Genomic DNA, 25250 nt, shown 5'->3' on the forward strand with positions numbered 1-25250 from the left:
ATGAGCGCCGACTCCCCGCGGGGCGCCGGCCCCGGATCCCCGGACGGGACCGCCGACCCCCAGGCCTCCCGGTGGTACGACGCGGACGCCGGGCCGGTGGTCCGCCCGTACGCGATGACCCGCGGGCGGACCAGCAGCGCATCCCGTCACCGCCTCGACCTGATCGCGCTCGTCGTGCCGGAACCGGCGGCCGACGACCCCGGCCGGGACCAGACGCTCGCCCCCGAACACGTGGCGATCGTCGAACTCTGCAGCGACAGGCCCCAGTCGATCGCCGAGATCGCCGCCGAACTCGACCTTCCCGTAGGGGTGGTACGGGTCCTGGTCGGCGATCTCGTCGAGGACGAGCTGGTGCACGTCACCCGTCCCGTTCCGCCGGCCGAACTGCCGGACGTGAACATTCTTCGCGAGGTAATCAATGGCCTTCGGGCGCTCTAGCCGCGCCAAGCAGCGGCCCGTCGAGCCCGTCACCCTGAAGATCCTGGTGGCGGGAGGGTTCGGCGTCGGCAAGACCACCGCGGTCGGCTCGGTCAGCGAGATTAGACCGCTGCGCACCGAGGAACACCTCAGCGAGGCGGGCCGCCCGCTGGACGATCTCGCCGGGGTCGAGTCGAAGTCGACCACCACGGTCGCGATGGACTTCGGGCGGATCACGCTGCGCGAGGACCTGGTCCTCTACCTGTTCGGCACGCCCGGCCAGGACCGCTTCTGGTTCCTCTGGGACGAGCTGGCCCAGGGCTCCCTGGGCGCGGTCGTCCTCGCCGACACCCGGCGTCTTGAGGACTGCTTCGCCGCGGTCGACTACTTCGAGCGCAGGCGGATCCCGTTCACGGTCGCCGTCAACACCTTCGAGGGGGCCGAGCGGTTCCCCACCGAGACCGTACGGGCCGCCCTCGACCTCGACCCCGAGGTGCCGCTCCTCGTCTGCGACGCCCGGGACCGGTCCTCCGTGCGTGACGTCCTGGTCACGGTTGTGGAACACGCCCAGGAGCGTGCGCTACGGGCCCGCGAGCCCGTCGCCACCTGAGCGGGGGAGCCAACCCGGTACGCGTACGGCCCGTACCCCCGCCGACAGGGGTACGAGCCGCACGTCGCCCGGCGCGCCGGGTCCCGAGTGTTCTGCCGCGATGACGGACAGTCAAGTCAAGGACGGGGAAAACCTGGTGGGGCGCCGGGTTCAGCGGACCGCCACCACCGCCGACCCGTGCCCGAACAGACCCTGGTTCGCCGTGATGCCGACCCGTGCGCCCGGCACCTGCCGCTGCCCGGCCCGCCCCCGCAACTGCCGTGTCAGCTCGCACACTTGCGCGATGGCCTGGGCGGGGACCGCTTCGCCGAACGAGGCCAGACCCCCGCTCGCGTTCACCGGGACCCGGCCGCCCGGCCCGGTCGCCCCCGAACGCAGGAGCCTCGCCCCCTCGCCCGGGGCGCACAGCCCGATGTCCTCGTACCACTCCAGCTCCAGGGCCGTGGACAGGTCGTAGACCTCGGCCAGGGAGAGATCCTCCGGCCCGATCCCGGCCTCCTCGTACGCGGTCCGTGCGATCGAGGAGCGGAAGCTCACGGGGGAAGGATCCACCGCCACCGCCGAGTCCGTGCCGATGTCCGGCAGGTCCAGGACGGCCCTCGGGAAGGTCGGCGTCACGGTGGACACGGCCCGGATCCGCACGGGGTCACGCACCCCGCGGCGCCGCGCGAACTCCATGCTGCACAGCACCAGCGCGGCCGCCCCGTCGGACGTGGCGCAGATGTCCAGCAACCGCAGCGGATCGGCCACCATGGCGGAGGCGGCGACCTCCTCGGCCGTCACCGGGGCGCGGTAGCGGGCGTACTCGTTGAGCGCCCCGGCCGCCGCGTTCTTGACCTTGACCAGCGCGAAGTCCTCCGGGGTGTCCCCGTACAGCGCCATGCGGCGGCGGGCGTAGAGCCCGAAGTACGCCGGGTTCGTCGCGCCGAGCACCCGGAAGCGCAGCCAGTCCGGATCGTCGGGCCGCTCCCCGCCCGCCGGGGCGAAGAACCCCTTGGGCGCCGCGTCGGCCCCCACCACCAGCACCACCTCCGCCAGCCCCGACAGGATCTGCGCCCGCGCCGTGTCGACGGCCTGGGCCCCGGAGGCGCACGCGGCGTACACGGACGCCACCCGCGCCCCCTGCCACCCGAGCGCCCGGGCGAACGTCGCGCCCGCCACGTACCCCGGATAGCCCCCGCGCACCGTCTGGGCGCCGACCACCGACCGGACCTCCGGCCAGCCGATGCCCGCGTCCGCGAGCGCGGCGCGCGCGGCGATCCGGCCGTACGTGACGAAGCCGCGCCCCCACTTGCCCCACGGGTGCATCCCGGCTCCGAGGACGGCCACGTCGCCGCTCATGAGGCGTCCCCGCCCGCCGCGAGGGGCCGCCAGTGCCAGGTCGTGTGCACGGTGCCCGTCGCCGGGTCCTCGTCCAGGACGCCCGGCACCACCTCCACCACCGAGCCCACGGGGAGATCGGCCACACCCACCCCGGGAGCGGCCTGCCCCAGCACCACCATGCGCTCGGCGGCCAGTTCGACGGCGACCAGGGTGTACGGGGTCCAGGGGGTGCCGGGATCGCTGACGTAGGGCGGAGGCGGCCGGTAGCGCCCGTCGGTGCAGGACCACACCGTGCCCCGCTTCGACAGCGGTGTCTCCTCCAACTCCCCGCCGGAACAGCCCGGGTTGCGGCAGTGGCCGTCCTCCCGGGGGAAGTGGACCGTCCGGCAGCCGGAGCAGCGGGTGCCCAGCAGCCGGAAGTCCTCCTCCGCGGCGTCCTCGGTGAACCAGCCGGCCACCACGGGTGTACGCGTGCGCGACAAGGCCCCTCCCGGCACTGGATCTGACGGAACGTCAGAAGTGTGCCACGGGCGACCGCGACGGGCGAGAGGGCCGGCCCGGGGAAACCTCAGCCGAGCAGGTCCTCTCCACGCTCCCCGTGCTTGGCCAGCCACTTCGCCGCGGTCTCCGCCAGCTCCGCGTCCCGCCCCGCGAGCATCATCCCGATCATCTGCGCGTCGCCGCGCAGCGACCACGCCGGATGCCCGAACGTGGCCGGGTTGTTCTTCTCGATCAGGAAGTGCGCGGGCCATGCCGTGCCGTACCCGATCAGCGGCAGGGCGGCCAGGTAGCGCTTCCGGCCCCGCGCGAGCCCGTAGGCGGTCAGCGCGAGTCCGGTCAGTGTGCCGGTCAGGTGCACCCACCGGGTCGCGGCCCGGGAGTGCATCGCGACGTAGTACGGCCAGAATTCCTCGTACGTGTCGAACGTCTGCTGTGACATACGGGCACGGTAGCCGCCCGACCGGCAACCGAACACGCCCCTTTCGCGTCCGAGATGAAGAACGGGCGGCCGGAGCCCACGGGGGTGGTCCCGGTCGCCTGTTCCTCATCGGGACCTGCCTGCCACCCTGCGGTCCACCGGGAAGTCGAAGTAGGTGTCCGGGAACGGTTCGGGCCGGTAGGTGAAGTGCCACCACTCCTCCGGCAGGTTCACGAAGCCCACCTCGGTCAACGTCCGCTTGAGGAACTGCCGGTTGGTGCGCTGGGCGCCCCGGATCCGGGGGTCGTCGGTGTGCGAGAGGGTGTCGAAGCAGTCGTACCCCGTCCCCATGTCCACCGAGTTGTCGGGGAACCGCTCGTCCTTCGGCGCGAAGCAGGGCGTCAGCTTCTCACCCGGACGGTACGGCCTGGTCGGCAGGGCGGGAAGCCGGACCAGGGTCAGATCCACCGTGCTGCCCCGGCTGTGTCCGGACTTCTCGGCGATGTAACCGTCCTCGAACAGACGGGACTTGTCGACCCGCGGATAGAACTCCCGCTTCATGGAACGGTCGTCGAGATCCTTCGCCCACCGTACGAAGTGGTCCACGGCCCGCTGCGGCCGGTAGCAGTCGTACACCTTCAGCGCGTACCCCTGACGCAACAGCCTTCTCTGTGCCAGGTGCAGGGCGCGCGCGGCGGGCCGGGTCAGGATGCACACCGGCTGCCGGTACCCGTCCACCCGCTCACCCATGAAGGTGTGCGCCGTGGTGTAACGCATCTCCTGGATGATCGTCGGAGCCACCGAACGCAGCGCCACGAACCCCTCGGGCGCTCGCGGTCCGGGACGCGCCTGAGCCGTGGGGGAGAGGGCGGTGGCGGCGAGGAGGGCGGCGGCCGCCATGGCCAGGGCGCGCGGAGCGGTACGCATTCCTGTCATGGGCACACCGTCTATCAGCTGGGCGGTCCGCACGGAAGAACCCGTCCGCTACAGTCCCGCCCGTGTCCGAACCCGGCAACCGCCCTTCACCGACCGCCCCGCAGCAGCCGCGCCCCCCGTACACACGGGACTCCCACTGCGGCACCTGCGGCGCCCCTACCCCGCCCTCCCGTCCCACGACGCCTGGCCCCGCACCTGCACGCGCTGCGACACCACCGCCTACCGCAACCCGTTCCCCGTCGCGGTGGCCCTGCTCCCGGTCGACGGCCCGAGCGCCACCGGACTCGTCGTCATCACCCGCACCATCGAACCGCAGAAGGGCGGTGTGGCCCTGCCCGGCGGATTCGTCGACCACGCCGAGGACTGGCGTACGGCCGTCGCCCGCGAACTCCACGAGGAGACCGGCATCGAGGCCACCGCCCGGGACGTCCGGCTCGCCGACGTCCTCAGCGACACGGCAGGCCACCTCCTGGTCTTCGGCCTCCTGCCGGCCCGCCCCCTCGCGAGCCTCCCGCCGTCGGTCCCGACCGGCGAGACATCCGGCTACGAGATCCTCTACGCCCCCCGGCCCCTGGCGTTCCCCCTGCACACGGAAGCCGCCGGCGCCTGGTTCACCGGCCGCTACGGCTGAGGAGGGCGCCGGGCGTTCCGTCCAGGGCCGCCGGACCGGGGCCCGGCCCGCACGGACGCCGGCCCCGGCAGTGGAGCACCCCGTCACGCCCGCCGCCCCGGGCCGGACAAGCCCCGGCAGCGGACTCAAGCCCCGGAAGCCGTCCCCGGGCCGTCCGCCCGCCCGAGTCCCCGCACGCGCACCCGGCAGTCGACCTCCCTCTCCCCGCCGTCCCGCTCCACCACCACGCGATCCCCCTCCCACCGCGTCGCGTACCGCTCGACCTCCGCCTGTGCCCACCCGTCGCCGGCATCCCGCACCACCAGGCCCCCGCCCGTACGCCCCGGCGCGGGCGCCCACACCTCCAGCTCCGGTTCTCCGTCCGCCCCCCGCACCAGAAGCACCGCGCCCGCCCGCGCCAGCACCGGCACCCCCGACAGCGGTGCGTCGACCAGCACCTGGCCCGCCCCCTCGTACGCCCGCCCGGTCACCGTGTCGTACCACCGCCCCCGCGGCAGCCGCACCGCCCGCCGCCGCACCCCCGGCTCCAGCACCGGAGCCACCAGCAGCGCATCGCCCAGCAGGAACGCGTCCTCGCACTCCCGCAACGCCCGGTCGCCCGGCGCACCCCACCACACCGGGCGCACATAGGGCGCACCCGTCAGCCGCGCCACCTGCGACAGCGACACGAAGTACGGGTGCAGCCGCTCCCGCTCCACCAGCGCCGCCCGCGCGTGCTCCAGCACCTCGGGCCCGAACTCCCACGGCTCCCGCCGCCCCGCGTCGATCGCCGAGTGCGTACGGAACAACGGCAGATACGCCCCCAGCTGGAACCACCGCAGATACAGCTCGGGCGACGGGAACCCGTCGAACCCGCCCACGTCCGGACCCGAGTACGGCACCCCGCACAGCCCGAGCCCCAGCACCAGCGACAACGACGCGCGCAGCCCCTGCCACCCCGTCGACACATCACCGGACCAGGTACCCCCGTACCTCTGCATCCCCGCCCAGCCCGACCGCGAGAAGAGAAACGGCCGCTCCTCGGGCCGCAGCCGGAGCAGCCCCTCGTACCCGGCCCGCGCCATCGCCAGCGCGTAGACGTTGTGCGCCTCGCGGTGATCGCCCCCGGCGCCCTCCAGGACGTGCCGGGCCGAACGCGGCAGCGAAGGGTCCCCGAACGCCGCGAAGGACACCGGCTCGTTCATGTCGTGCCACACCCCCGAGAAGCCCTGCGCAAGCCGCTCCTCGTACAGAGATCCCCACCAATCCCGCACAAGCGGATCAGTGAAGTCCGGATAGGCGCAGGCCCCCGGCCACACCTCCCCGACCACCACCCGACCCCGCGCGTCCCGGACATAGGCACCGTGCTCACCGATCTGCCGGCCCGCGTCGAACACCGCGTCGCCGGGCTCCGCCTTCACCGCCGGATCCACGATCGACACCAGCCGGACCCCGTCCTCGCGCAGCTCTTTCGCCAGCGCGGGCAGATCGGGGAACCGCTCCCGGTCCACCGTGAACACCCGGTGCCGGTCGTAGTGGTCGATGTCCAGGTGCAGCACCGACAGCGGCAGCCCCCGCTCCCGGTACCCGTCGACGACCCGCCGCACCCCCTCCTGGCCACCGAACCCCCACCGGGCGTGCTGCGGACCCAGCGCCCAGGACGGCGGCAGCGCCGGCGCGCCCGTCAGCGCCGTCCACCCCTGCAGCACCCGGGCCGGCGTCCCCACCACCACCCAGCAGCGCAGCGGCCCGCCCTCCATCCGCACCTCGCAGGCGCCCGGCCGGTCATGCCCCGAACCGGCACCCTCCTCACCCTCCCGCAGGACCACCCGCCCCGCCCAGCTGTTGTCGTGGAACGCCAGATGCGTCCCCGCGTCCGACACCACCATCTGCACCGGCATCGTCAGATACAGCGGGTCGTCACCAGGACCGAAACGCCCGCCCGGATCGGTGTTCCACAGCCGGTACACCCCGTCCCGCAACCGGGGCCCGCCCGCACGCCCGCCCAGCCCGAAGAACCGCGCGTCCGCCGGCACCTCCGAACGCTGCACCCACCGCACCGGCCCCCCGCCCTCCGGCTCCCACCAGCGCGGCGGCAGCTCACGCCGCAACAGCACCCCGCCCGGCGTCCGCAGCTCCACCGCCCCGGTCCGCGACACCTCCACCGTCAGCCGCTCCGCGACGACCTGCCAGCCGCCGTCCTTGCCCGGCTCCAGCAGCGCCCGCTCGTCCGGCGCGGGAGCCTCGCCCGCCACCGCGTACGACGGCAGCGGCTCCGCGCCGTCCCACGCCCAGAACACCGCACCGCCCACCGACACACGGATGCGCAGCTCCGAACGGGCGAACCGCACCACACCCCCACCGGGCTCCGGCTCCGCACCCGTCGCCGCTCCGGGCACCCGGGCCCGCTCCGCCCCGCGCGCCGGCAGCGCCGCCGCGTCCGCGGCCCTGCGCCGCCACGCCGAACGCACCGTGCGCAGCCCCCGCACGGAACCGACCAACTTCACCCGACGCACCAGGTCACGACCGTCCATGGCGCACACCCTGCCACCCCGCCCGACCGCAGAACCCTCCGTTCAACTCCCGTTCACCCATGTCGGCCGCCGCTCCTCGCCGGCCCCGCGGACGGGGGCCACCCTGGTGCCGCAGACGATCACATGGCATCGTCCGTGTCAGCCGCTCACGCGCACACCCCAGCCCGTGCGCGCCGACGCCCACCCCGCGGACCCGTACAGCCAGGGAGCAGCCCTCATGACCGCAGCCACGCCCGACGCCCCGCTCTGGCAGCCCGGCCCCGACCGCATCGAGGCCGCGGCCGTCACCCGCTTCCAGAACTGGGCCGCCACCCGGTACGGCGCCCCGGCCGACGGCGGGTACGCCGCCCTGCACCGCTGGTCCGTCGACGAGCTCGACACCTTCTGGCGCGCGGTGGCCGAGTGGTTCGACATCCGCTTCTCCACTCCGTACGAGAACGTCCTCGGTGACCGGGCGATGCCCGGCGCCACCTGGTTCCCCGGCGCCACCCTCAACTACGCCGAGCACGCCCTGCGCACCGCCGAGGACCCGGCCCGCGCCGACACCCCCGCCCTGCTGTACGTCGACGAGACCCACACCCAGGTCCCCATCAGCTGGGCCGAACTCCGCCGCCAGGTCGGCGCCCTGGCCGCCGAACTCCGCGCCCTCGGCGTCACCCCCGGCGACCGCGTCAGCGGGTACCTCCCCAACATCCCCCAGGCCGTCGTCGCCTTCCTCGCCACCGCCGCCGTCGGCGGCGTCTGGACCTCCTGCGCCCCCGACTTCGGCGCCCGCAGCGTGCTGGACCGCTTCCAGCAGGTCGAGCCCGTCGTCCTGTTCACCGTCGACGGCTACCGCTACGGCGGCAAGGAACACGACCGCACCGGGACCGTCGCCGAGCTCCGCCGCGAACTGCCCACCCTGCGCGCCGTCGTCCACATCCCGCTGCTCGGCACCGACGCCCCCGAATGCGCCCTCGCCTGGGCCGCCCTCACCTCCGCCGACACCGAACCGGTCTTCGAACAGGTCCCCTTCGACCACCCGCTCTGGGTCCTCTACTCCTCCGGCACCACCGGCCTGCCCAAGGCCATCGTCCAGTCCCAGGGCGGCATCCTGCTCGAACACTTCAAGCAGCTCGGCCTGCACTGCGACCTCGGCCCCGAGGACCGCTTCTTCTGGTACACGTCCACCGGCTGGATGATGTGGAACTTCCTCGTCTCCGGCCTCCTCACCGGCACCACCGTCGTCCTGTACGACGGCAGCCCCGGCCATCCGGACGTCAGCGCCCAGTGGCGGGTCGCCGAACAGACCGGCGCCACCCTCTACGGCACCTCCGCCGCCTACGTCATGGCCTGCCGGAAGGCCGGCATCCACCCGGGCCGCGACTTCGACCTCTCCCGCGTCCAGTGCGTGGCCACCACCGGCTCCCCGCTCCCGCCCGACGGCTTCCGCTGGCTCCACGACGAGGTGGCCGAGGATCTCTGGATCGCCTCCGTCAGCGGCGGTACCGACGTCTGCTCCTGCTTCGCCGGAGCCGTCCCCACCCTCCCCGTCCACATCGGCGAACTCCAGGCCCCGTGCCTGGGCACCGACCTCCAGTCCTGGGACCCGGCGGGCAAACCCCTCGTCAACGAGGTCGGCGAGTTGGTCGTCACCAACCCGCTGCCCTCCATGCCCATCCGCTTCTGGAACGACCCCGACGGCAGCCGCTACCACGACAGCTACTTCGACATGTACCCCGGAGTCTGGCGGCACGGCGACTGGATCACCATCACCGACCACGGCTCGGTGATCATCCACGGCCGCTCCGACTCCACCCTGAACCGCCAGGGCGTCCGCATGGGCTCCGCCGACATCTACGAAGCCGTCGAACGGCTCCCCGAGATCCGCGAGTCCCTCGTCATCGGCCTGGAAGAACCCGACGGCGGCTACTGGATGCCGCTCTTCGTCCACCTCACCGAAGGCGCCACCCTCGACGACGACCTGCGCGCCGCGATCAAGCAGACCATCCGCGACAACCTCTCCCCGCGCCACGTCCCGGACGAGGTCATCGAGGTCCCCGCCATCCCGCACACCCTCACCGGCAAGCGCATCGAAGTTCCGGTCAAGCGCCTGCTCCAGGGCACCGAGCTGGCCAAGGCGGTCAACCCGGGCTCCGTCGACAACCTCGACCTCCTCCACTTCTACGCAGACCTGGCGGCCAAGCGCCGCGCGTGACGTCACTGTCAGTCCCCCTGATTACGCTGAGTGAGCAAGGATTCACCGCGCACAGGGGGACACATGGCGCAGACCGACAACACCAGGCGCAGCACCCAGCACAACGCCTCGCACCAGGCGGCACACGGCAAGAAACGCGGCAGGAGGCACGGCACCCCGCACACCACCACCCTGCGACGCACCCTGCGCCGCGAAGCACCCAGCACCGTCGGCCTCCTCGTCGACGCCCAGGACTTCGCGGCCATGCGGCGCTACGGCACCTTCCCCTTCGACGACCACACCGTCTACCTCCAGCAGGTCGAGGCCCTGCTCAAAGCGCTCACGGCCCAAGGCGTGCACACCACCGTGGCCCTCTTCGACCCGGAGGACTACGAGGAGTTCTGCGCCGAGTCGGGCCTCGACGCCGACACCGGGGCGAGCCGCAGCCGCTTCACCGCTGAGATCGCCGCCGCCGGAGCCACCGTCACCTACACCGGCCAGGACATCGGCGACCTCATCCCCGTCCTGGTCTCCCGCGCGGTCCGCCAGGCCACCTGGGAGTACGCCACCCTCCTCCTCGCCGACCTCGGCACCTGCGCCGACTGCGGCCAGGACATCAGAAGGGCCGCCTTCGACCGCGCCTCGCACCTGCTGATGCGGCTGCTGGAGACATCGGGGCCGGGCACCCACCACCTGGTGTGCAGCGTCCCGACGGAAAGCGACCAGCTCCTGGCCGTGCTCCACGCCCACCGCGACCGCGCCGGACCGGCCCGTCTCGACAGCGCGGAGGGCGCCGAGTTCGCCACCGTCCTCGCGGTGGCCGTCGCCCTCGCATCACGCGGGGGAGTGGTCCTGCGCACCAGCGCCCCCGACAGCCCCGACCGCGTCCACGGCTGGCGTCTGGCCCACGGCGGCCTCGCCCCGCTCACCGCAGGCGAGGTCTTCAACGCCTACTGCACGGACGCGGACACCGGGGAGCCCGTCTCCCCGGAATCCGGCGTGGAGTACTGCGCGGGATTCGACATCGGAGCCGAGCCACCGGAAACCCACCACTGACACCGACACGAAGACACGACGAGCGGCAAAGAAGAGGGAGGGGCCTCCCGCCGACGGCGGAAGACCCCTCCCTCAAGAACCGCTGCCCCAGCGCGCCTACTCGCCCGAGAGCACGGCCTGCGCAGCGCTGCGCGCCTCGTCGGCCGAGTCGGCCGACCGAGCGGCGTTCGCCGCCCGCTCGCACTGCGCCAGCGTGAACTTGGCCAGCGTGGCCCGCACATAAGGAATGGACGCCGCCCCCATGGAGAGCGAGGTGACACCCAGACCCGTCAGCACACACGCCAGCAGCGGATCGGCGGCGGCCTCCCCGCAGACACCGCAGCTCTTGCCCTCGGCACGAGCGGCCTCGGCGGACAGCGCCACGAGATCCAGCAGCGCCGGCTGCCACGGGTCCTGGAGCCGCGACACCGCGCCGACCTGACGGTCCGCCGCGAAGGTGTACTGCGCCAGGTCGTTGGTGCCCAGCGACAGGAACTCGACCTCCTGGAGGATCGACCGCGCCCGCAGAGCGGCCGACGGAATCTCCACCATCGCGCCGAACTTCGCCCGCAGCCCGGCCTCACGGCACGCGTCCGCGAACGCCTTGGCGTCGGTGCGGTCGGCCACCATGGGGGCCATGACCTCCAGGTACACCGGCAGCCCTTCGGCGGCCTTCGCCAGCGCGGTCAGCTGGGTACGCAGCACCTCGGGGTGGTCCAGCAGGCTCCGCAGGCCACGGACGCCGAGCGCCGGGTTCGGCTCGTCGGCCGGGGTCAGGAAGTCCAGCGGCTTGTCGGCGCCGGCATCCAGCACGCGCACGACGACACGCCCCTCGGGGAACGCCTCCAGCACCGCGCGGTAGGCCGCGACCTGCTTCTCCTCGGAAGGAGCCTGCTTGCTGTCGTCCAGGAACAGGAACTCGGTACGGAACAGCCCGACGCCCTCGGCCCCCGCCTCGACCGCAGCGGGCACATCGGCCGGACCGCCGACATTGGCCAGCAGCGGCACCTTGTGCCCGTCCGACGTGGCACCGGGACCGGTCGCGGCGGACAGCGCGGCCTGACGAGCGGCGGCGGCGGCCTCCATCTCGGCCCGCTTCTCCGCACTCGGGTCGACGAAGATCTCACCCGTGCTGCCGTCCACCGCGACGACCGTGCCCTCGGCCAGCTCCCCGGCGCCGGGCAGTGCCACCACGGCCGGAACTCCGAGCGCCCGAGCCAGGATCGCGCTGTGGCTCGTCGGACCGCCCTCCTCGGTGACGAAACCGAGCACCAGCGTCGGGTCGAGGAGCGCGGTGTCGGCCGGCGCCAGGTCCCGCGCGATCAGCACGTACGGCTCGTCACTGTCCGGCACGCCGGGCATCGGCACGCCGAGCAGCCGGGCCACGATCCGGTTCCGTACGTCGTCGAGGTCCGCGACCCGTCCCGCCAGGTACTCCCCGGCATTGGCGAGCAACGCCCGGTACGCGGCGAACGCGTCGTACACCCCGCGCTCGGCGGTGCTGCCCACGGCGATACGCCGCTCGACATCGGACATCAGCTCGGGGTCCTGCGCCATCATGGCCTGCGCCTCGAGCACGTGCTGTGCCTCACCACCGGCCAGATTGCCGCGCGCGACCAGATCGGCCGCCACGGCCTCCACCGCCTGCCGAGCCCGCCCCTGTTCGCGCTCGGCCTCCTCGGCGGGAATCGATTTGGCGGGCGGCTCCAGCACCGCCGTACCCATGTGCCGAACCTCGCCGATGGCCACACCGTGGCTCACGCCGACGCCTCGCAGCGTTGTCTCCATTTCACCCGTCTCCGGTTGTGCGGTGACCGAGTCACCGCGGTGGTTGTGCAACTGGCTGGTGACTGCGCCCGAGCGCTACTGCCAGCCGAACAGCGTGTCGCCGATCTTCACGTCCCCGTCCTCACGGACATCGGAGAGCGACTCGGCAGTGGCCTCCAGGGCCACGATCGGGCAGATGGGTGACTTGCCGGCGGCCTCGACGGCGACCGGGTCCCAGCGCACGATGCCCTGACCCCGGGTCACGGTGTCCCCCTTGTTCACGAGGAGCTCGAAGCCCTCGCCGTTGAGCTGGACGGTGTCGATACCGAGGTGCGTCAGGACCCCGTGCCCGTCGGCGTCGACGACGACGAACGCGTGGGGGTGAAGGGAGACGACGATGCCGTCGACCGGGGACACGGCCTCGGAGGGCTCACGTACGGGGTCGATGGCGGTGCCGGGACCGACCATCGCGCCGGAGAAGACCGGGTCGGGAACCGCGGTGAGTCCGATGGCGCGTCCAGCAAGAGGGGACGTCACGTTGGTCATGGGGAGCCTCCCAGGGGGTGGAGATTCAGGTGTCGCCGCCGCGACTGATGGGGGACGGCGTACTGCTCAGCAGAGTAAGTCATATGAAGTCCCGGTTCCGCCCGAGACCTACCGCTTGGCAGACCTAGGGGTGCACCAGAAACGATTTGCCTCGGTCCCCGACGGCCTGTACTGTCGTACCCCTGCCTGACCCCAACGCGACTCTGAGTCGGGGGTCGGCGGCGACTTTCAAGCCAGATCCTAACCATGAACCCTCCTTCGGCATGCCCGCAGGCCGTGGTCAAGGAGACGGAAAAGGCCTGATAGAGTCGGACTCGCCGGAAAGGAAAAGCGCGAAAGCGGTGGACCTGGAAAGCGAAACTGCACGGCCCGCTTCGACCGGGAATCGGACACGGAAGAGTCTGATAGAGTCGGAAACGCAAGACAGCAAGACAAAGAAAAAATGAAGGGAAGCGCCCGGAGGGGCCCGGTGATACGGGACCGAAGGAAGCGTCCGTTCCTTGAGAACTCAACAGCGTGCCAAAAGTCAACGCCAGATATGTTGATACCCCGTCTCCGGCCGTTTTGGTCGGGACGCGGTTCCTTTTGAAATACACAGCGAGGACGCTGTGAACAACCGGTCTCATTCCGACCGGTTGTTCCGCTCTCGTGTGTGTGCACCCGATCACGGGTAAACATTCACGGAGAGTTTGATCCTGGCTCAGGACGAACGCTGGCGGCGTGCTTAACACATGCAAGTCGAACGATGAAATCACTTCGGTGGTGGATTAGTGGCGAACGGGTGAGTAACACGTGGGCAATCTGCCCTTCACTCTGGGACAAGCCCTGGAAACGGGGTCTAATACCGGATACCACTTCGTCCCGCATGGGACGGGGTTGAAAGCTCCGGCGGTGAAGGATGAGCCCGCGGCCTATCAGCTTGTTGGTGGGGTAATGGCCTACCAAGGCGACGACGGGTAGCCGGCCTGAGAGGGCGACCGGCCACACTGGGACTGAGACACGGCCCAGACTCCTACGGGAGGCAGCAGTGGGGAATATTGCACAATGGGCGAAAGCCTGATGCAGCGACGCCGCGTGAGGGATGACGGCCTTCGGGTTGTAAACCTCTTTCAGCAGGGAAGAAGCGCAAGTGACGGTACCTGCAGAAGAAGCGCCGGCTAACTACGTGCCAGCAGCCGCGGTAATACGTAGGGCGCAAGCGTTGTCCGGAATTATTGGGCGTAAAGAGCTCGTAGGCGGCTTGTCACGTCGGATGTGAAAGCCCGGGGCTTAACCCCGGGTCTGCATTCGATACGGGCTAGCTAGAGTGTGGTAGGGGAGATCGGAATTCCTGGTGTAGCGGTGAAATGCGCAGATATCAGGAGGAACACCGGTGGCGAAGGCGGATCTCTGGGCCATTACTGACGCTGAGGAGCGAAAGCGTGGGGAGCGAACAGGATTAGATACCCTGGTAGTCCACGCCGTAAACGTTGGGAACTAGGTGTTGGCGACATTCCACGTCGTCGGTGCCGCAGCTAACGCATTAAGTTCCCGCCTGGGGAGTACGGCCGCAAGGCTAAAACTCAAAGGAATTGACGGGGGCCCGCACAAGCAGCGGAGCATGTGGCTTAATTCGACGCAACGCGAAGAACCTTACCAAGGCTTGACATATACCGGAAAGCATCAGAGATGGTGCCCCCCTTGTGGTCGGTATACAGGTGGTGCATGGCTGTCGTCAGCTCGTGTCGTGAGATGTTGGGTTAAGTCCCGCAACGAGCGCAACCCTTGTTCTGTGTTGCCAGCATGCCCTTCGGGGTGATGGGGACTCACAGGAGACTGCCGGGGTCAACTCGGAGGAAGGTGGGGACGACGTCAAGTCATCATGCCCCTTATGTCTTGGGCTGCACACGTGCTACAATGGCCGGTACAATGAGCTGCGATGCCGCGAGGCGGAGCGAATCTCAAAAAGCCGGTCTCAGTTCGGATTGGGGTCTGCAACTCGACCCCATGAAGTCGGAGTTGCTAGTAATCGCAGATCAGCATTGCTGCGGTGAATACGTTCCCGGGCCTTGTACACACCGCCCGTCACGTCACGAAAGTCGGTAACACCCGAAGCCGGTGGCCCAACCCCTTGTGGGAGGGAGCTGTCGAAGGTGGGACTGGCGATTGGGACGAAGTCGTAACAAGGTAGCCGTACCGGAAGGTGCGGCTGGATCACCTCCTTTCTAAGGAGCATCTAGATTCCGCAAGGAATCCAGAGCCACTACGTCGGCAGATGTCCGACGGTGGTCAGCTCATGGGTGGAACGTTGACTATTCGGCACGACAGGTTGATCACTGCTAGTACTGCTTCGGCGTGGAACGTGGTGAGGGATCGGTTGTGTCGGGCACGTTGTTGGGTGTCTGAGGGTACGGCCGTAAGGCAGCCTTCTGATCCGGTCCCAGTGAACTCGTCCGGTTTCGGACGGGGTGGTGGGTGGCTGGTCGTTGTTTGAGAACTGCACAGTGGACGCGAGCATCTGTGGCCAAGTTTTTAAGGGCGCACGGTGGATGCCTTGGCACCAGGAACCGATGAAGGACGTGGGAGGCCACGATAGTCCCCGGGGAGCTGTCAACCGAGCTGTGATCCGGGGGTTTCCGAATGGGGAAACCCGGCAGTCGTCATGGGCTGTCACCCGCTGCTGAACACATAGGCAGTGTGGAGGGAACGAGGGGAAGTGAAACATCTCAGTACCCTCAGGAAGAGAAAACAACCGTGATTCCGGGAGTAGTGGCGAGCGAAACTGGATGAGGCCAAACCGTATGCGTGTGATACCCGGCAGGGGTTGCGTATGCGGGGTTGTGGGATCTCTCTGTCATGGTCTGCCGGCTGTGAGACGAGTCAGAAACCGTTGGTGTAGGCGAAGGACATGCGAAAGGTCCGGCGTAGAGGGTAAGACCCCCGTAGCTGAAACATCAGCGGCTTGTTTGAGAGACACCAAGTAGCACGGGGCCCGAGAAATCCCGTGTGAATCTGGCGGGACCACCCGCTAAGCCTAAATATTCCCTGGTGACCGATAGCGGATAGTACCGTGAGGGAATGGTGAAAAGTACCGCGGAGCGGAGTGAAATAGTACCTGAAACCGTGTGCCTACAAGCCGTGGGAGCGTCGCTGGCAGCACTTGTGCTGTCAGTCGTGACTGCGTGCCTTTTGAAGAATGAGCCTGCGAGTTAGCGGTGTGTAGCGAGGTTAACCCGTGTGGGGAAGCCGTAGCGAAAGCGAGTCCGAACAGGGCGTTTGAGTTGCACGCTCTAGACCCGAAGCGGAGTGATCTAGCCATGGGCAGGTTGAAGCGGAGGTAAGACTTCGTGGAGGACCGAACCCACCAGGGTTGAAAACCTGGGGGATGACCTGTGGTTAGGGGTGAAAGGCCAATCAAACTCCGTGATAGCTGGTTCTCCCCGAAATGCATTTAGGTGCAGCGTCGTGTGTTTCTTGCCGGAGGTAGAGCACTGGATAGGCGATGGGCCCTACCGGGTTACTGACCTTAGCCAAACTCCGAATGCCGGTAAGTGAGAGCGCGGCAGTGAGACTGTGGGGGATAAGCTCCATGGTCGAGAGGGAAACAGCCCAGAGCATCGACTAAGGCCCCTAAGCGTACGCTAAGTGGGAAAGGATGTGGAGTCGCAGAGACAACCAGGAGGTTGGCTTAGAAGCAGCCATCCTTGAAAGAGTGCGTAATAGCTCACTGGTCAAGTGATTCCGCGCCGACAATGTAGCGGGGCTCAAGCGTACCGCCGAAGTCGTGTCAATCCAGCATGAGGGCCAACGCCCGTTGGGTTGGGTAGGGGAGCGTCGTGTGCCGGGTGAAGCAGCCGCGGAAGCGAGTTGTGGACGGTTCACGAGTGAGAATGCAGGCATGAGTAGCGATACACACGTGAGAAACGTGTGCGCCGATTGACTAAGGGTTCCTGGGTCAAGCTGATCTGCCCAGGGTAAGTCGGGACCTAAGGCGAGGCCGACAGGCGTAGTCGATGGACAACCGGTTGATATTCCGGTACCCGCTTTGAAACGCCCAGTACTGAATCAGGCGATGCTAAGTCCGTGAAGCCGGCCCGATCTCTTCGGAGTTGAGGGTAGTGGTGGAGCCGATGAACCAGACTTGTAGTAGGTAAGCGATGGGGTGACGCAGGAAGGTAGTCCAGCCCGGGCGGTGGTTGTCCCGGGGTAAGGGTGTAGGACGCACGGTAGGTAAATCCGTCGTGCATGGAGTCTGAGACCTGATGCCGAGCCGATTGTGGTGAAGTGGATGATCCTATGCTGTCGAGAAAAGCCTCTAGCGAGTTTCATGGCGGCCCGTACCCTAAACCGACTCAGGTGGTCAGGTAGAGAATACCGAGGCGTTCGGGTGAACTATGGTTAAGGAACTCGGCAAAATGCCCCGTAACTTCGGGAGAAGGGGGGCCATTTCTGGTGATAGCACGTGCTGCTTGAGCTGGGGGTGGCCGCAGAGACCAGCGAGAAGCGACTGTTTACTAAAAACACAGGTCCGTGCGAAGCCGTAAGGCGATGTATACGGACTGACGCCTGCCCGGTGCTGGAACGTTAAGGGGACCGGTTAGCTGCTCTTCGGGGTGGCGAAGCTGAGAACTTAAGCGCCAGTAAACGGCGGTGGTAACTATAACCATCCTAAGGTAGCGAAATTCCTTGTCGGGTAAGTTCCGACCTGCACGAATGGCGTAACGACTTCTCGACTGTCTCAACCATAGGCCCGGTGAAATTGCACTACGAGTAAAGATGCTCGTTTCGCGCAGCAGGACGGAAAGACCCGGACCTTTACTACAGTTTGATATTGGTGTTCGGTTCGGCTTGTGTAGGATAGGTGGGAGACTGTGAAGCGGCCACGCCAGTGGTTGTGGAGTCGTCGTTGAAATACCACTCTGGTCGTGCTGGATGTCTAACCTGGGTCCGTGATCCGGATCAGGGACAGTGTCTGATGGGTAGTTTAACTGGGGCGGTTGCCTCCTAAAGAGTAACGGAGGCGCCCAAAGGTTCCCTCAGCCTGGTTGGTAATCAGGTGTTGAGTGTAAGTGCACAAGGGAGCTTGACTGTGAGACCGACGGGTCGAGCAGGGACGAAAGTCGGGACTAGTGATCCGGCAGTGGCTTGTGGAAGCGCTGTCGCTCAACGGATAAAAGGTACCCCGGGGATAACAGGCTGATCTTCCCAAGAGTCCATATCGACGGGATGGTTTGGCACCTCGATGTCGGCTCGTCGCATCCTGGGGCTGGAGTCGGTCCCAAGGGTTGGGCTGTTCGCCCATTAAAGCGGTACGCGAGCTGGGTTTAGAACGTCGTGAGACAGTTCGGTCCCTATCCGCTGTGCGCGTAGGAATATTGAGAAGGGCTGTCCCTAGTACGAGAGGACCGGGACGGACGAACCTCTGGTGTGCCAGTTGTTCTGCCAAGGGCATGGCTGGTTGGCTACGTTCGGAAAGGATAACCGCTGAAAGCATCTAAGCGGGAAGCCTGCTTCGAGATGAGTGTTCCCACCTCCTTTGAGGGGTTAAGGCTCCCAGTAGACGACTGGGTTGATAGGCCAGATGTGGAAGCCCGGTAACGGGTGGAGCTGACTGGTACTAATAGGCCGAGGGCTTGTCCTCAGTTGCTCGCGTCCACTGTGTTAGTTCTGAAATAACGAACGGCTGTGTTGTTGTCCGGTTGGTTTGATTGTTTCATAGTGTTTCGGTGGTCATTGCGTTAGGGAAACGCCCGGTTACATTCCGAACCCGGAAGCTAAGCCTTTCAGCGCCGATGGTACTGCAGGGGGGACCCTGTGGGAGAGTAGGACGCCGCCGAACAATTATTGTGGGAGAGCCCCGCACCGTGATGGTGCGGGGCTTTTCTGCGTTCCGGGCCCAACCAGCAGGCCACCCGCCCGCACACCCCCCTGCATCCGACGGCGGAAGCTGAGGGTAAGGTCAGGAGGCATCATTGGCACGTTCTTCACAGGAGGCTCCCGGGTGGAGGTCCAGGAGACCCGGGTCCAGACGGACCGGGTCCTCACCATCCCCAACATCCTCAGCATGGCTCGCCTTGTCGGGGTACCGCTCTTCCTGTGGCTGATTCTTCGCCCCGTCTTCGGAGGGCCCAACAGCGACAACTGGGCGCTGCTGGTCCTGATGCTCAGCGGCATCAGCGACTACCTCGACGGGAAGCTCGCCCGCAAGTGGAACCAGATCAGCAGCCTCGGCCGGCTGCTGGACCCGGCGGCCGACCGTCTCTACATCCTGTCCACCCTGGTCGGCCTCACCTGGCGGGAGATCCTGCCCCTCTGGGTCACCGCGCTGCTTCTGGCCCGGGAACTGATGCTTCTCGTGATGGTGGCCATCCTGCGCCGTCACGGCTATCCGCCGCCGCAGGTCAACTTCCTCGGGAAAGCTGCAACCTTCAACCTGATGTACGCCTTCCCCTTGTTGCTGCTCAGCGACGGGAGTGGTTGGCTGTCCACACTGGCTGCCGTTTTCGGATGGGCGTTCGCAGGATGGGGTACAACGCTCTACTGGTGGGCAGGAATCCTCTATGTGGTTCAGGTCCGCCGACTCGTGAAGGCGGACGCAGTAGCCGATTGAGCTCGTTGATGCGGTGCCGCGCAATGTGGCCGGCCCGCGGCAGATGGTGTGAATGATGCCCCGACGGGCGAAGTCGGCTGACCGTCGTCTCTTCTAGGAGGACGTTTCCGACATGAAGGCCGTCGTGATGGCTGGTGGCGAAGGCACACGTCTTCGCCCCATGACCTCGAGCATGCCCAAGCCGCTCCTGCCCGTGGCCAACAGGCCGATCATGGAGCACGTCCTGCGGCTGCTCAAGCGGCATGGGCTCAGCGAAACCGTAGTGACCGTCCAGTTCCTCGCCTCCCTCGTCAAGAACTACTTCGGGGACGGCGAGGAGCTTGGAATGGAGCTCACCTATGCCAACGAGGAGAAGCCGCTCGGCACCGCGGGCAGTGTGAAGAACGCCGAGGAGGCGTTGAAGGACGACACGTTTCTCGTCATTTCCGGTGACGCGCTCACCGACTTCGACCTCACCGACCTCATCGCCTTCCACAAGGAAAAGGGCGGGCTCGTCACGGTCTGTCTCACCCGGGTTCCCAATCCGCTGGAATTCGGCATCACCATCGTGGACGAGAACGGGCAGGTCGAACGGTTCCTGGAGAAGCCGACCTGGGGGCAGGTCTTCTCGGACACCGTGAACACGGGCATCTACGTCATGGAGCCCGAAGTCTTCGACTACGTCCAGGCTGACACCTCGGTGGACTGGTCCGGCGACGTCTTCCCTCAGCTCATGAAGGAGGGCAAGCCCATCTACGGCTACGTCGCCGAGGGCTACTGGGAAGACGTCGGCACCCACGAGAGCTACGTGAAAGCCCAGGCCGACGTCCTGGAACGCAAGGTCGACGTGGAGATCGACGGCTTCGAGATCTCCCCCGGGGTGTGGGTCGCCGAAGGAGCGGAAGTCCACCCCGACGCCGTGCTGCGCGGTCCGCTGTACATCGGCGACTACGCCAAGGTCGAGGCCGACGTCGAGATCCGCGAGCACACGGTCGTCGGATCGAACGTCGTCGTCAAGACGGGGGCCTTCCTCCACAAGGCCGTGGTGCACGACAACGTCTACATCGGACAGCACAGCAACCTCCGCGGCTGCGTGGTCGGCAAGAACACCGACATCATGCGTGCGGCCCGCATCGAGGATGGCGCCGTCATCGGTGACGAATGCCTGGTCGGCGAGGAGTCGATCATCCAGGGCAACGTCCGGGTGTACCCGTTCAAGACCATCGAGGCCGGCGCGTTCGTCAACACCTCGGTCATCTGGGAGTCCCGGGGACAGGCGCACCTCTTCGGGGCGCGCGGGGTCTCCGGAATCCTGAACGTCGAGATCACCCCCGAACTGGCCGTGCGGCTCGCGGGGGCCTACGCCACGACCCTGAAGAAGGGCTCCACGGTCACGACCGCCCGTGACCACTCCCGAGGCGCCCGTGCTCTCAAGCGGGCCGTCATCTCGGCCCTCCAGGCCAGCGCCATCGACGTACGCGACCTGGAGAACGTACCGCTGCCCGTCGCCCGCCAGCAGACCGCCCGGGGCAGCGCCGGCGGCATCATGATCCGTACGTCGCCCGGCGTGCCGGACTCCGTGGACATCATGTTCATCGACGAGCGGGGCGCGGACCTCTCGCAGGCGCAGCAACGCAAGCTCGACCGGGTCTACGCACGTCAGGAGTACCGCCGTGCCTTCCCCGGGGAGATCGGTGACCTGCACTTCCCGTCCAGCGTCTTCGACTCCTACACCGGCTCCCTCCTGCGGAACGTCGACGTCGAGGGCATCGCGGAATCCGGGCTCAAGGTCGTCGTCGACGCGTCCAACGGAAGCGCCGGGCTCGTTCTGCCCAGCCTGCTCGGACGGCTCGGAGTGGACGCCCTGACGATCAACCCCGGGCTCGACGAGGCGCGGCCCACCGAGTCCGCCGACACCCGGCGGGCCGGTCTGGTCCGCCTCGGGGAGATCGTGTCCTCGGCGCGAGCGGCCTTCGGGGTGCGGTTCGACCCGGTCGGCGAGCGGCTCTCCCTCGTCGACGAACTCGGCCGGATCATCGAGGACGACCGGGCCCTGCTGGTCCTCCTCGATCTCGTTGCCGCCGAGCGGCGCAGCGGTCGTGTCGCCCTGCCCGTGACGACCACACGCGTCGCCGAGCAGGTGGCGGCCTACCACGGCACCCAGGTGGAGTGGACGACCACCTCGCCCGACGACCTGACCCGGGTGGGCCGTGAAGAAGACACCATCTTCGGAGGAGACGGGCGCGGCGGGTTCATCGTTCCCGAATTCAGCAGCGTCTTCGACGGGACCGCCGCCTTCGTCCGGCTCATCGGCCTCGTCGCGCGTACCCAGCTCACCCTGAGCCAGATCGACGCCCGCATCCCGCGGGCGCACGTCCTGCGCCGCGACCTGGCGACGCCCTGGGCCGTCAAGGGGCTCGTCATGCGCCGGGTCGTGGAAGCGGCCGGGGACCGCAGTGTGGACACCACCGACGGGGTCCGGGTGGTCGAGGCGGACGGTCGGTGGGTCATGGTCCTGCCCGACCGGGCGGAAGCCGTCACCCATCTGTGGGCGGAGGGTCCGGACGACGCCTCGGCCCAGGCCCTCCTCGACGAGTGGGCCGCCGTCGTGGACAGCGCCGGAGACTGAGGTGAGCGCCGGTGCGCCGCGTCCCCCGGGCAGGGGACGCGGCGCACCGGTGGGGCCATTCGGCGGCAGCCGTGATGACGTGCGACGATGTGCGGCATGTCGCAGCAGTCCCCCGATCGGAGCACCGCCCCGCCGTCCGCGCGCCCCGACGCCTCCATGTCGCTGCTGAACAACGTGATGGACCACAGCCTCGACGACGGCTACGCGGAGGCCTCGGCGCGGCGCAAGGCCGACGGGAGTGCGGGGCTGCCCCGGACGCTCACGTCGAAGCTCGGCCTGGCGGCCGGACTGGTGGTGGCCGCCCTGGTCGTGACCCTCGGCGCCGCCGAGGCGCGGATCTCGGCCCCGGTCGTGGCCAAGGAGCGCGAGGAGCTGATCGACCGGATCAATGCCGAGACGGAGGCCGCGGACACCCTGGAGTCGAACGTCGACAAGCTCCGCGCCGATGTGAGCGAACGCCAGCGCAAGGCACTTGAGCGGCACGGCGGGGACACGGGACACCTGGTGGCCCTGCTCGCCGGGGCGACCCCCGTCGAGGGCCCCGGCGTGAAGCTGATCGTCGACGACGCGAAGAAGGCCGGTCAGGGAGGCGGTGGCCCCCGGGAGTCCTCGGGCTTCGCCGACACCGGAAGGGTGCGCGACCGCGACATGCAGCGCGTCGTCAACGGCCTGTGGGAATCCGGTGCCGAGGCCATCGCCATCAATGGGCAAAGGTTGACGGCCCTGTCGGCCATCCGCGCCGCCGGCGACGCCATACTGGTCGACAACAGACCGCTCGTACCGCCGTACACGGTGCTCGCGGTGGGGGACGGGAAGAAGCTCGCGACCGCGTTCCAGGACAGCGCCGACGGCCAGTACCTGCAGGCGCTCAAGGAGAGCTTCGACATCCGCACCAGCATCTCCGACCAGGCGAAGGTCCAGCTTCCGGCGGCGCCGAGCCTGATCGTCCGTACAGCAGAACCGAAGGCCGCCGGCAGTGGTGCGGCAGACACAGGGAAGGGCACATCGTGATCGCCGTACTGGGCCTCGTCGTGGGAGTCGTGGTCGGACTGTTGGTCCGGCCCGAGGTGCCGGCGGTGGTCGAGCCCTACCTGCCGATCGCGGTGGTCGCCGCGCTCGACGCCGTGTTCGGCGGTCTGCGGGCCATGCTCGACGGCATCTTCGTCGACAAGGTCTTCGTGGTCTCGTTCCTCTCCAACGTCGTGGTGGCCGCGCTGATCGTCTTCCTCGGCGACAAGCTGGGCGTCGGCGCGCAGCTCTCCACGGGCGTGGTGGTCGTGCTCGGTATCCGGATCTTCTCCAACGCCGCCGCGATCCGCCGGCACGTCTTCCGGGCGTGAGGCCGATGAACAACGAGCCGATGAACAACGACGAGACCCCCCGCAGCGAACGGCCCGAGGGCGGCGCGTCCGCCGTCCCGGACGCCCCCGCGACGCCGCCCCCGGCCACGGAGGCGACCGGCCGGCAGCGGCTCAAGGCGGGCCTGTGGCCGCCGCGGCTCAGCCGGGCCCAACTGATCGTCGCCGTGCTGCTGTTCGGGCTCGGCCTGGGGCTTGCCATCCAGGTGCGGTCCACCAGCGACGACAGCGCGCTGCGCGGCGCCCGGCAGGAGGACCTGGTCCGTATCCTCGACGAGGTCGACGACCGGACCCAGCGCCTGGAGGACGAGAAGCAGCGCCTGGACGACCAGCGCACCGAGTTGGAGAACAGTTCCGACCAGGCGGAGGAGGCCCGGAAGCAGACGCTGGAGAAGGAGCGCCAGCTCGGCATCCTCGCGGGCACCGTCGCGGCGCAGGGTCCCGGCATCACGCTGACCATCACCGACCCCGCGCGTGCGGTCGCGCCCGACATGCTGCTCGACGCCCTTCAGGAGCTGAGGGCGGCGGGGGCCGAGGCGATTCAGGTCAACGGGGTGCGGGTGGTCGCCAACACCTACTTCTCCGGGGAGGCCGGTAACGTCCAGGTCGACGGGAAGAAGATCGAAGCACCGTACGAGTTCACGGTGATCGGCAAGCCGCAGGATCTGGAGCCCGCCCTCAACATCCCCGGCGGTGTGGTCCAGACACTGGAGAAGGAGCAGGCCACCGTGCTCGTGGAGAGGTCCGACGACATCGTCGTCGACGCCTTGCGACCTGCGCAGCAGCCTGACTACGCTCGGTCGTCCTCCCCGTGAACGGGGTGAGCGTGGGGGCCGCTCGACCAGGTCGGACGGTTGCGGGGGGTCGCCGCACCGGATTGGTGGTGCGTGGTGGAAACTGTCGGGTGGATACGGACGTTGTGAAGATGTCCGGGTCGGCAGGTGTGTTCAATCAGGGTTCGTCCTGCCCCACGGGCGGGTCTATGTCGGTCAAGGGGAATCGCCCGTGAAGTTGTTTGCGAAGTTGTTCGGGAAGAGTGCACGCGAGGACAGCAACAGTGCTGCCCGCCATCGCGCTCCGCGCCACGCTCAGGGCGAGGAGCAGGAGGCGGAGCGTCCGCTCTTCCGCGACGAGGTGTCCGGAGCCCCGGGGGGTGACGGCGTGTCGGCTGTTGACCCTGCCGGTGCCGGACGCATAGGTTTCGGCGCACCATCAGCCTCGACTGCGGGTGGAGGGTTCACCCCGGAGGGCTCGTCGATGCCGGTCTGTACGAGGTGCGGTCACCGCAACGCGGAGACCGGCAAGTTCTGCTCCAACTGCGGTGCGCCGCTGCGGGGCGGCGTTCCCGAGCGCCCCTCGGAGACGACGTCCACGATCTCCATCTCCGGCCTTGAGGCGTACGAGGCGGAGGCGACCGGGCAGACCGCTCTGCCCTCGCTCTCTCCGGAGGCCCAGGCCGCGGTCGACGCCCTGCCCGCGGGCTCGGCGCTGCTGGTCGTGCGGCGCGGCCCGAACTCCGGCAGCCGCTTCCTGCTCGACAGCGATCTGACCACGGCCGGCCGTCACCCGCAGAGCGATATCTTCCTCGATGACGTGACCGTGTCGCGGCGCCATGTGGAGTTCCACAGGAGCCCGGAAGGTAGCTTCACCGTGGGCGATGTCGGCAGCCTCAACGGCACCTACGTCAACCGTGAGCGCATCGATTCGGTCCCGCTGTCCAACGGCGACGAAGTCCAGATCGGAAAGTACCGCCTGGTCTTCTACGCCAGCCCGCGGGGCGTGTGACCGGCCCCCGGACGCCGTCCGGGGGGACCCCCAGGAA

At 68.3% G+C, this 25250-nt stretch carries 17 protein-coding genes, 3 rRNA genes and 1 pseudogene; 14 read left to right on the plus strand and 7 right to left on the minus strand.

Going from position 1 to position 25250, the window contains the following annotated elements; all coding sequences use genetic code 11:
* Together KME66_RS29845 and KME66_RS29850 are read left to right on the plus strand one after the other, a co-directional pair.
* On the plus strand, positions 1–438 hold the full coding sequence (locus KME66_RS29845; RefSeq protein WP_073222654.1) for a DUF742 domain-containing protein: 438 nt from the start codon (positions 1–3) through the stop codon (positions 436–438).
* On the plus strand, positions 419–1027 hold the full coding sequence (locus KME66_RS29850) for an ATP/GTP-binding protein (RefSeq protein ID WP_216327954.1): 609 nt from the start codon (positions 419–421) through the stop codon (positions 1025–1027). Before KME66_RS29845 ends, KME66_RS29850 begins: the two co-directional genes overlap by 20 nt.
* 150 nt (positions 1028–1177) lie before the next feature.
* Here KME66_RS29850 and KME66_RS29855 read toward each other — a convergent pair whose 3' ends face one another.
* The 4 genes from KME66_RS29855 to KME66_RS29870 all read right to left on the minus strand — a co-directional run bounded on the left by KME66_RS29855 (position 1178) and on the right by KME66_RS29870 (position 4196).
* Positions 1178–2368: a lipid-transfer protein gene (locus KME66_RS29855; RefSeq protein ID WP_216327957.1), complete on the minus strand. Its 1191-nt coding sequence runs from the start codon at positions 2366–2368 to the stop codon at positions 1178–1180.
* Positions 2365–2832: a Zn-ribbon domain-containing OB-fold protein gene (locus tag KME66_RS29860; RefSeq protein ID WP_216327960.1), complete on the minus strand. Its 468-nt coding sequence runs from the start codon at positions 2830–2832 to the stop codon at positions 2365–2367. The genes KME66_RS29855 and KME66_RS29860 overlap by 4 nt, the downstream gene beginning before the upstream one ends.
* Before the next feature lie 86 nt (positions 2833–2918).
* Positions 2919–3290 (minus strand): DUF962 domain-containing protein, encoded by a 372-nt coding sequence (locus tag KME66_RS29865; RefSeq protein ID WP_216327962.1) that lies wholly within the window; start codon positions 3288–3290, stop codon positions 2919–2921.
* A 105-nt stretch (positions 3291–3395) separates the two neighbouring features.
* A complete protein-coding gene (locus KME66_RS29870) occupies positions 3396–4196 on the minus strand; it encodes a M15 family metallopeptidase (RefSeq protein ID WP_216329686.1) in 801 nt (266 codons plus the stop codon).
* Positions 4197–4267: 71 nt separating this feature from the next.
* Between KME66_RS29870 and KME66_RS29875 the strand changes: the two are divergent.
* Positions 4268–4836, plus strand: a pseudogene (locus KME66_RS29875) (NUDIX domain-containing protein).
* Positions 4837–4961: 125 nt separating this feature from the next.
* On the opposite strand, the gene KME66_RS29880 reads toward KME66_RS29875, so the two are convergent.
* On the minus strand, positions 4962–7349 hold the full coding sequence (locus KME66_RS29880; protein WP_216327965.1) for a glycoside hydrolase family 31 protein: 2388 nt from the start codon (positions 7347–7349) through the stop codon (positions 4962–4964).
* Between the two features lie 217 nt (positions 7350–7566).
* On the opposite strand from KME66_RS29880, the gene KME66_RS29885 reads away from it, so the two are divergent.
* Together KME66_RS29885 and KME66_RS29890 are read left to right on the plus strand one after the other, a co-directional pair.
* Positions 7567–9546 carry an acetoacetate--CoA ligase gene (locus tag KME66_RS29885; RefSeq protein ID WP_216327967.1) on the plus strand — a complete coding sequence of 660 codons (1980 nt, stop codon included), beginning with the start codon at positions 7567–7569 and terminating at the stop codon, positions 9544–9546.
* Between the two features lie 63 nt (positions 9547–9609).
* Positions 9610–10581, plus strand: a complete 972-nt coding sequence (locus KME66_RS29890) for a hypothetical protein (protein ID WP_216327970.1) — start codon at positions 9610–9612, stop codon at positions 10579–10581.
* Positions 10582–10677: 96 nt separating this feature from the next.
* Here KME66_RS29890 and ptsP read toward each other — a convergent pair whose 3' ends face one another.
* The gene (ptsP, locus tag KME66_RS29895; RefSeq protein WP_073222597.1) at positions 10678–12348 is read right to left on the minus strand and encodes a phosphoenolpyruvate--protein phosphotransferase; all 1671 of its coding nucleotides are present in this window, start codon (positions 12346–12348) and stop codon (positions 10678–10680) included.
* Positions 12349–12423: 75 nt separating this feature from the next.
* Positions 12424–12873, minus strand: coding sequence for a PTS glucose transporter subunit IIA (locus KME66_RS29900; protein WP_010057444.1), 450 nt, complete (start codon positions 12871–12873; stop codon positions 12424–12426).
* A gap of 677 nt (positions 12874–13550) precedes the next feature.
* On the opposite strand from KME66_RS29900, the gene KME66_RS29905 reads away from it, so the two are divergent.
* The 9 genes from KME66_RS29905 (at position 13551) to KME66_RS29945 (ending at position 25213) form a co-directional block, all read left to right on the plus strand.
* Positions 13551–15077, plus strand: a 16S ribosomal RNA gene (locus KME66_RS29905).
* A gap of 297 nt (positions 15078–15374) precedes the next feature.
* Positions 15375–18493: ribosomal RNA gene (locus tag KME66_RS29910) — 23S ribosomal RNA — on the plus strand.
* An 81-nt stretch (positions 18494–18574) separates the two neighbouring features.
* A 5S ribosomal RNA gene (rrf, locus tag KME66_RS29915) occupies positions 18575–18691 on the plus strand.
* The 16S, 23S and 5S rRNA genes sit together here, the layout of an rRNA operon.
* Positions 18692–18853: 162 nt before the next feature.
* Entirely contained in the window at positions 18854–19462 is a 609-nt protein-coding gene (locus KME66_RS29920; RefSeq protein WP_073224591.1) for a CDP-alcohol phosphatidyltransferase family protein, read from the plus strand.
* A gap of 112 nt (positions 19463–19574) precedes the next feature.
* Positions 19575–22070 (plus strand): mannose-1-phosphate guanyltransferase, encoded by a 2496-nt coding sequence (locus KME66_RS29925; RefSeq protein WP_073224593.1) that lies wholly within the window; start codon positions 19575–19577, stop codon positions 22068–22070.
* Between the two features lie 96 nt (positions 22071–22166).
* A complete protein-coding gene (locus KME66_RS29930) occupies positions 22167–23081 on the plus strand; it encodes a DUF881 domain-containing protein (protein WP_073224595.1) in 915 nt (304 codons plus the stop codon).
* Complete coding sequence (locus KME66_RS29935) at positions 23078–23410, plus strand: small basic family protein (protein WP_003970459.1); 333 nt, start codon at positions 23078–23080, stop codon at positions 23408–23410. The genes KME66_RS29930 and KME66_RS29935 overlap by 4 nt, the downstream gene beginning before the upstream one ends.
* 20 nt (positions 23411–23430) lie before the next feature.
* The gene (locus KME66_RS29940) at positions 23431–24243 is read left to right on the plus strand and encodes a DUF881 domain-containing protein (RefSeq protein WP_178379097.1); all 813 of its coding nucleotides are present in this window, start codon (positions 23431–23433) and stop codon (positions 24241–24243) included.
* A 190-nt stretch (positions 24244–24433) separates the two neighbouring features.
* Positions 24434–25213, plus strand: coding sequence for an FHA domain-containing protein (locus tag KME66_RS29945; RefSeq protein WP_216327973.1), 780 nt, complete (start codon positions 24434–24436; stop codon positions 25211–25213).
* Positions 25214–25250 lie beyond the last annotated feature (37 nt).

Origin of the sequence: Streptomyces sp. YPW6 (genome assembly GCF_018866325.1) — a bacterium.
Classification (GTDB): Bacteria; Actinomycetota; Actinomycetes; order Streptomycetales; family Streptomycetaceae; genus Streptomyces.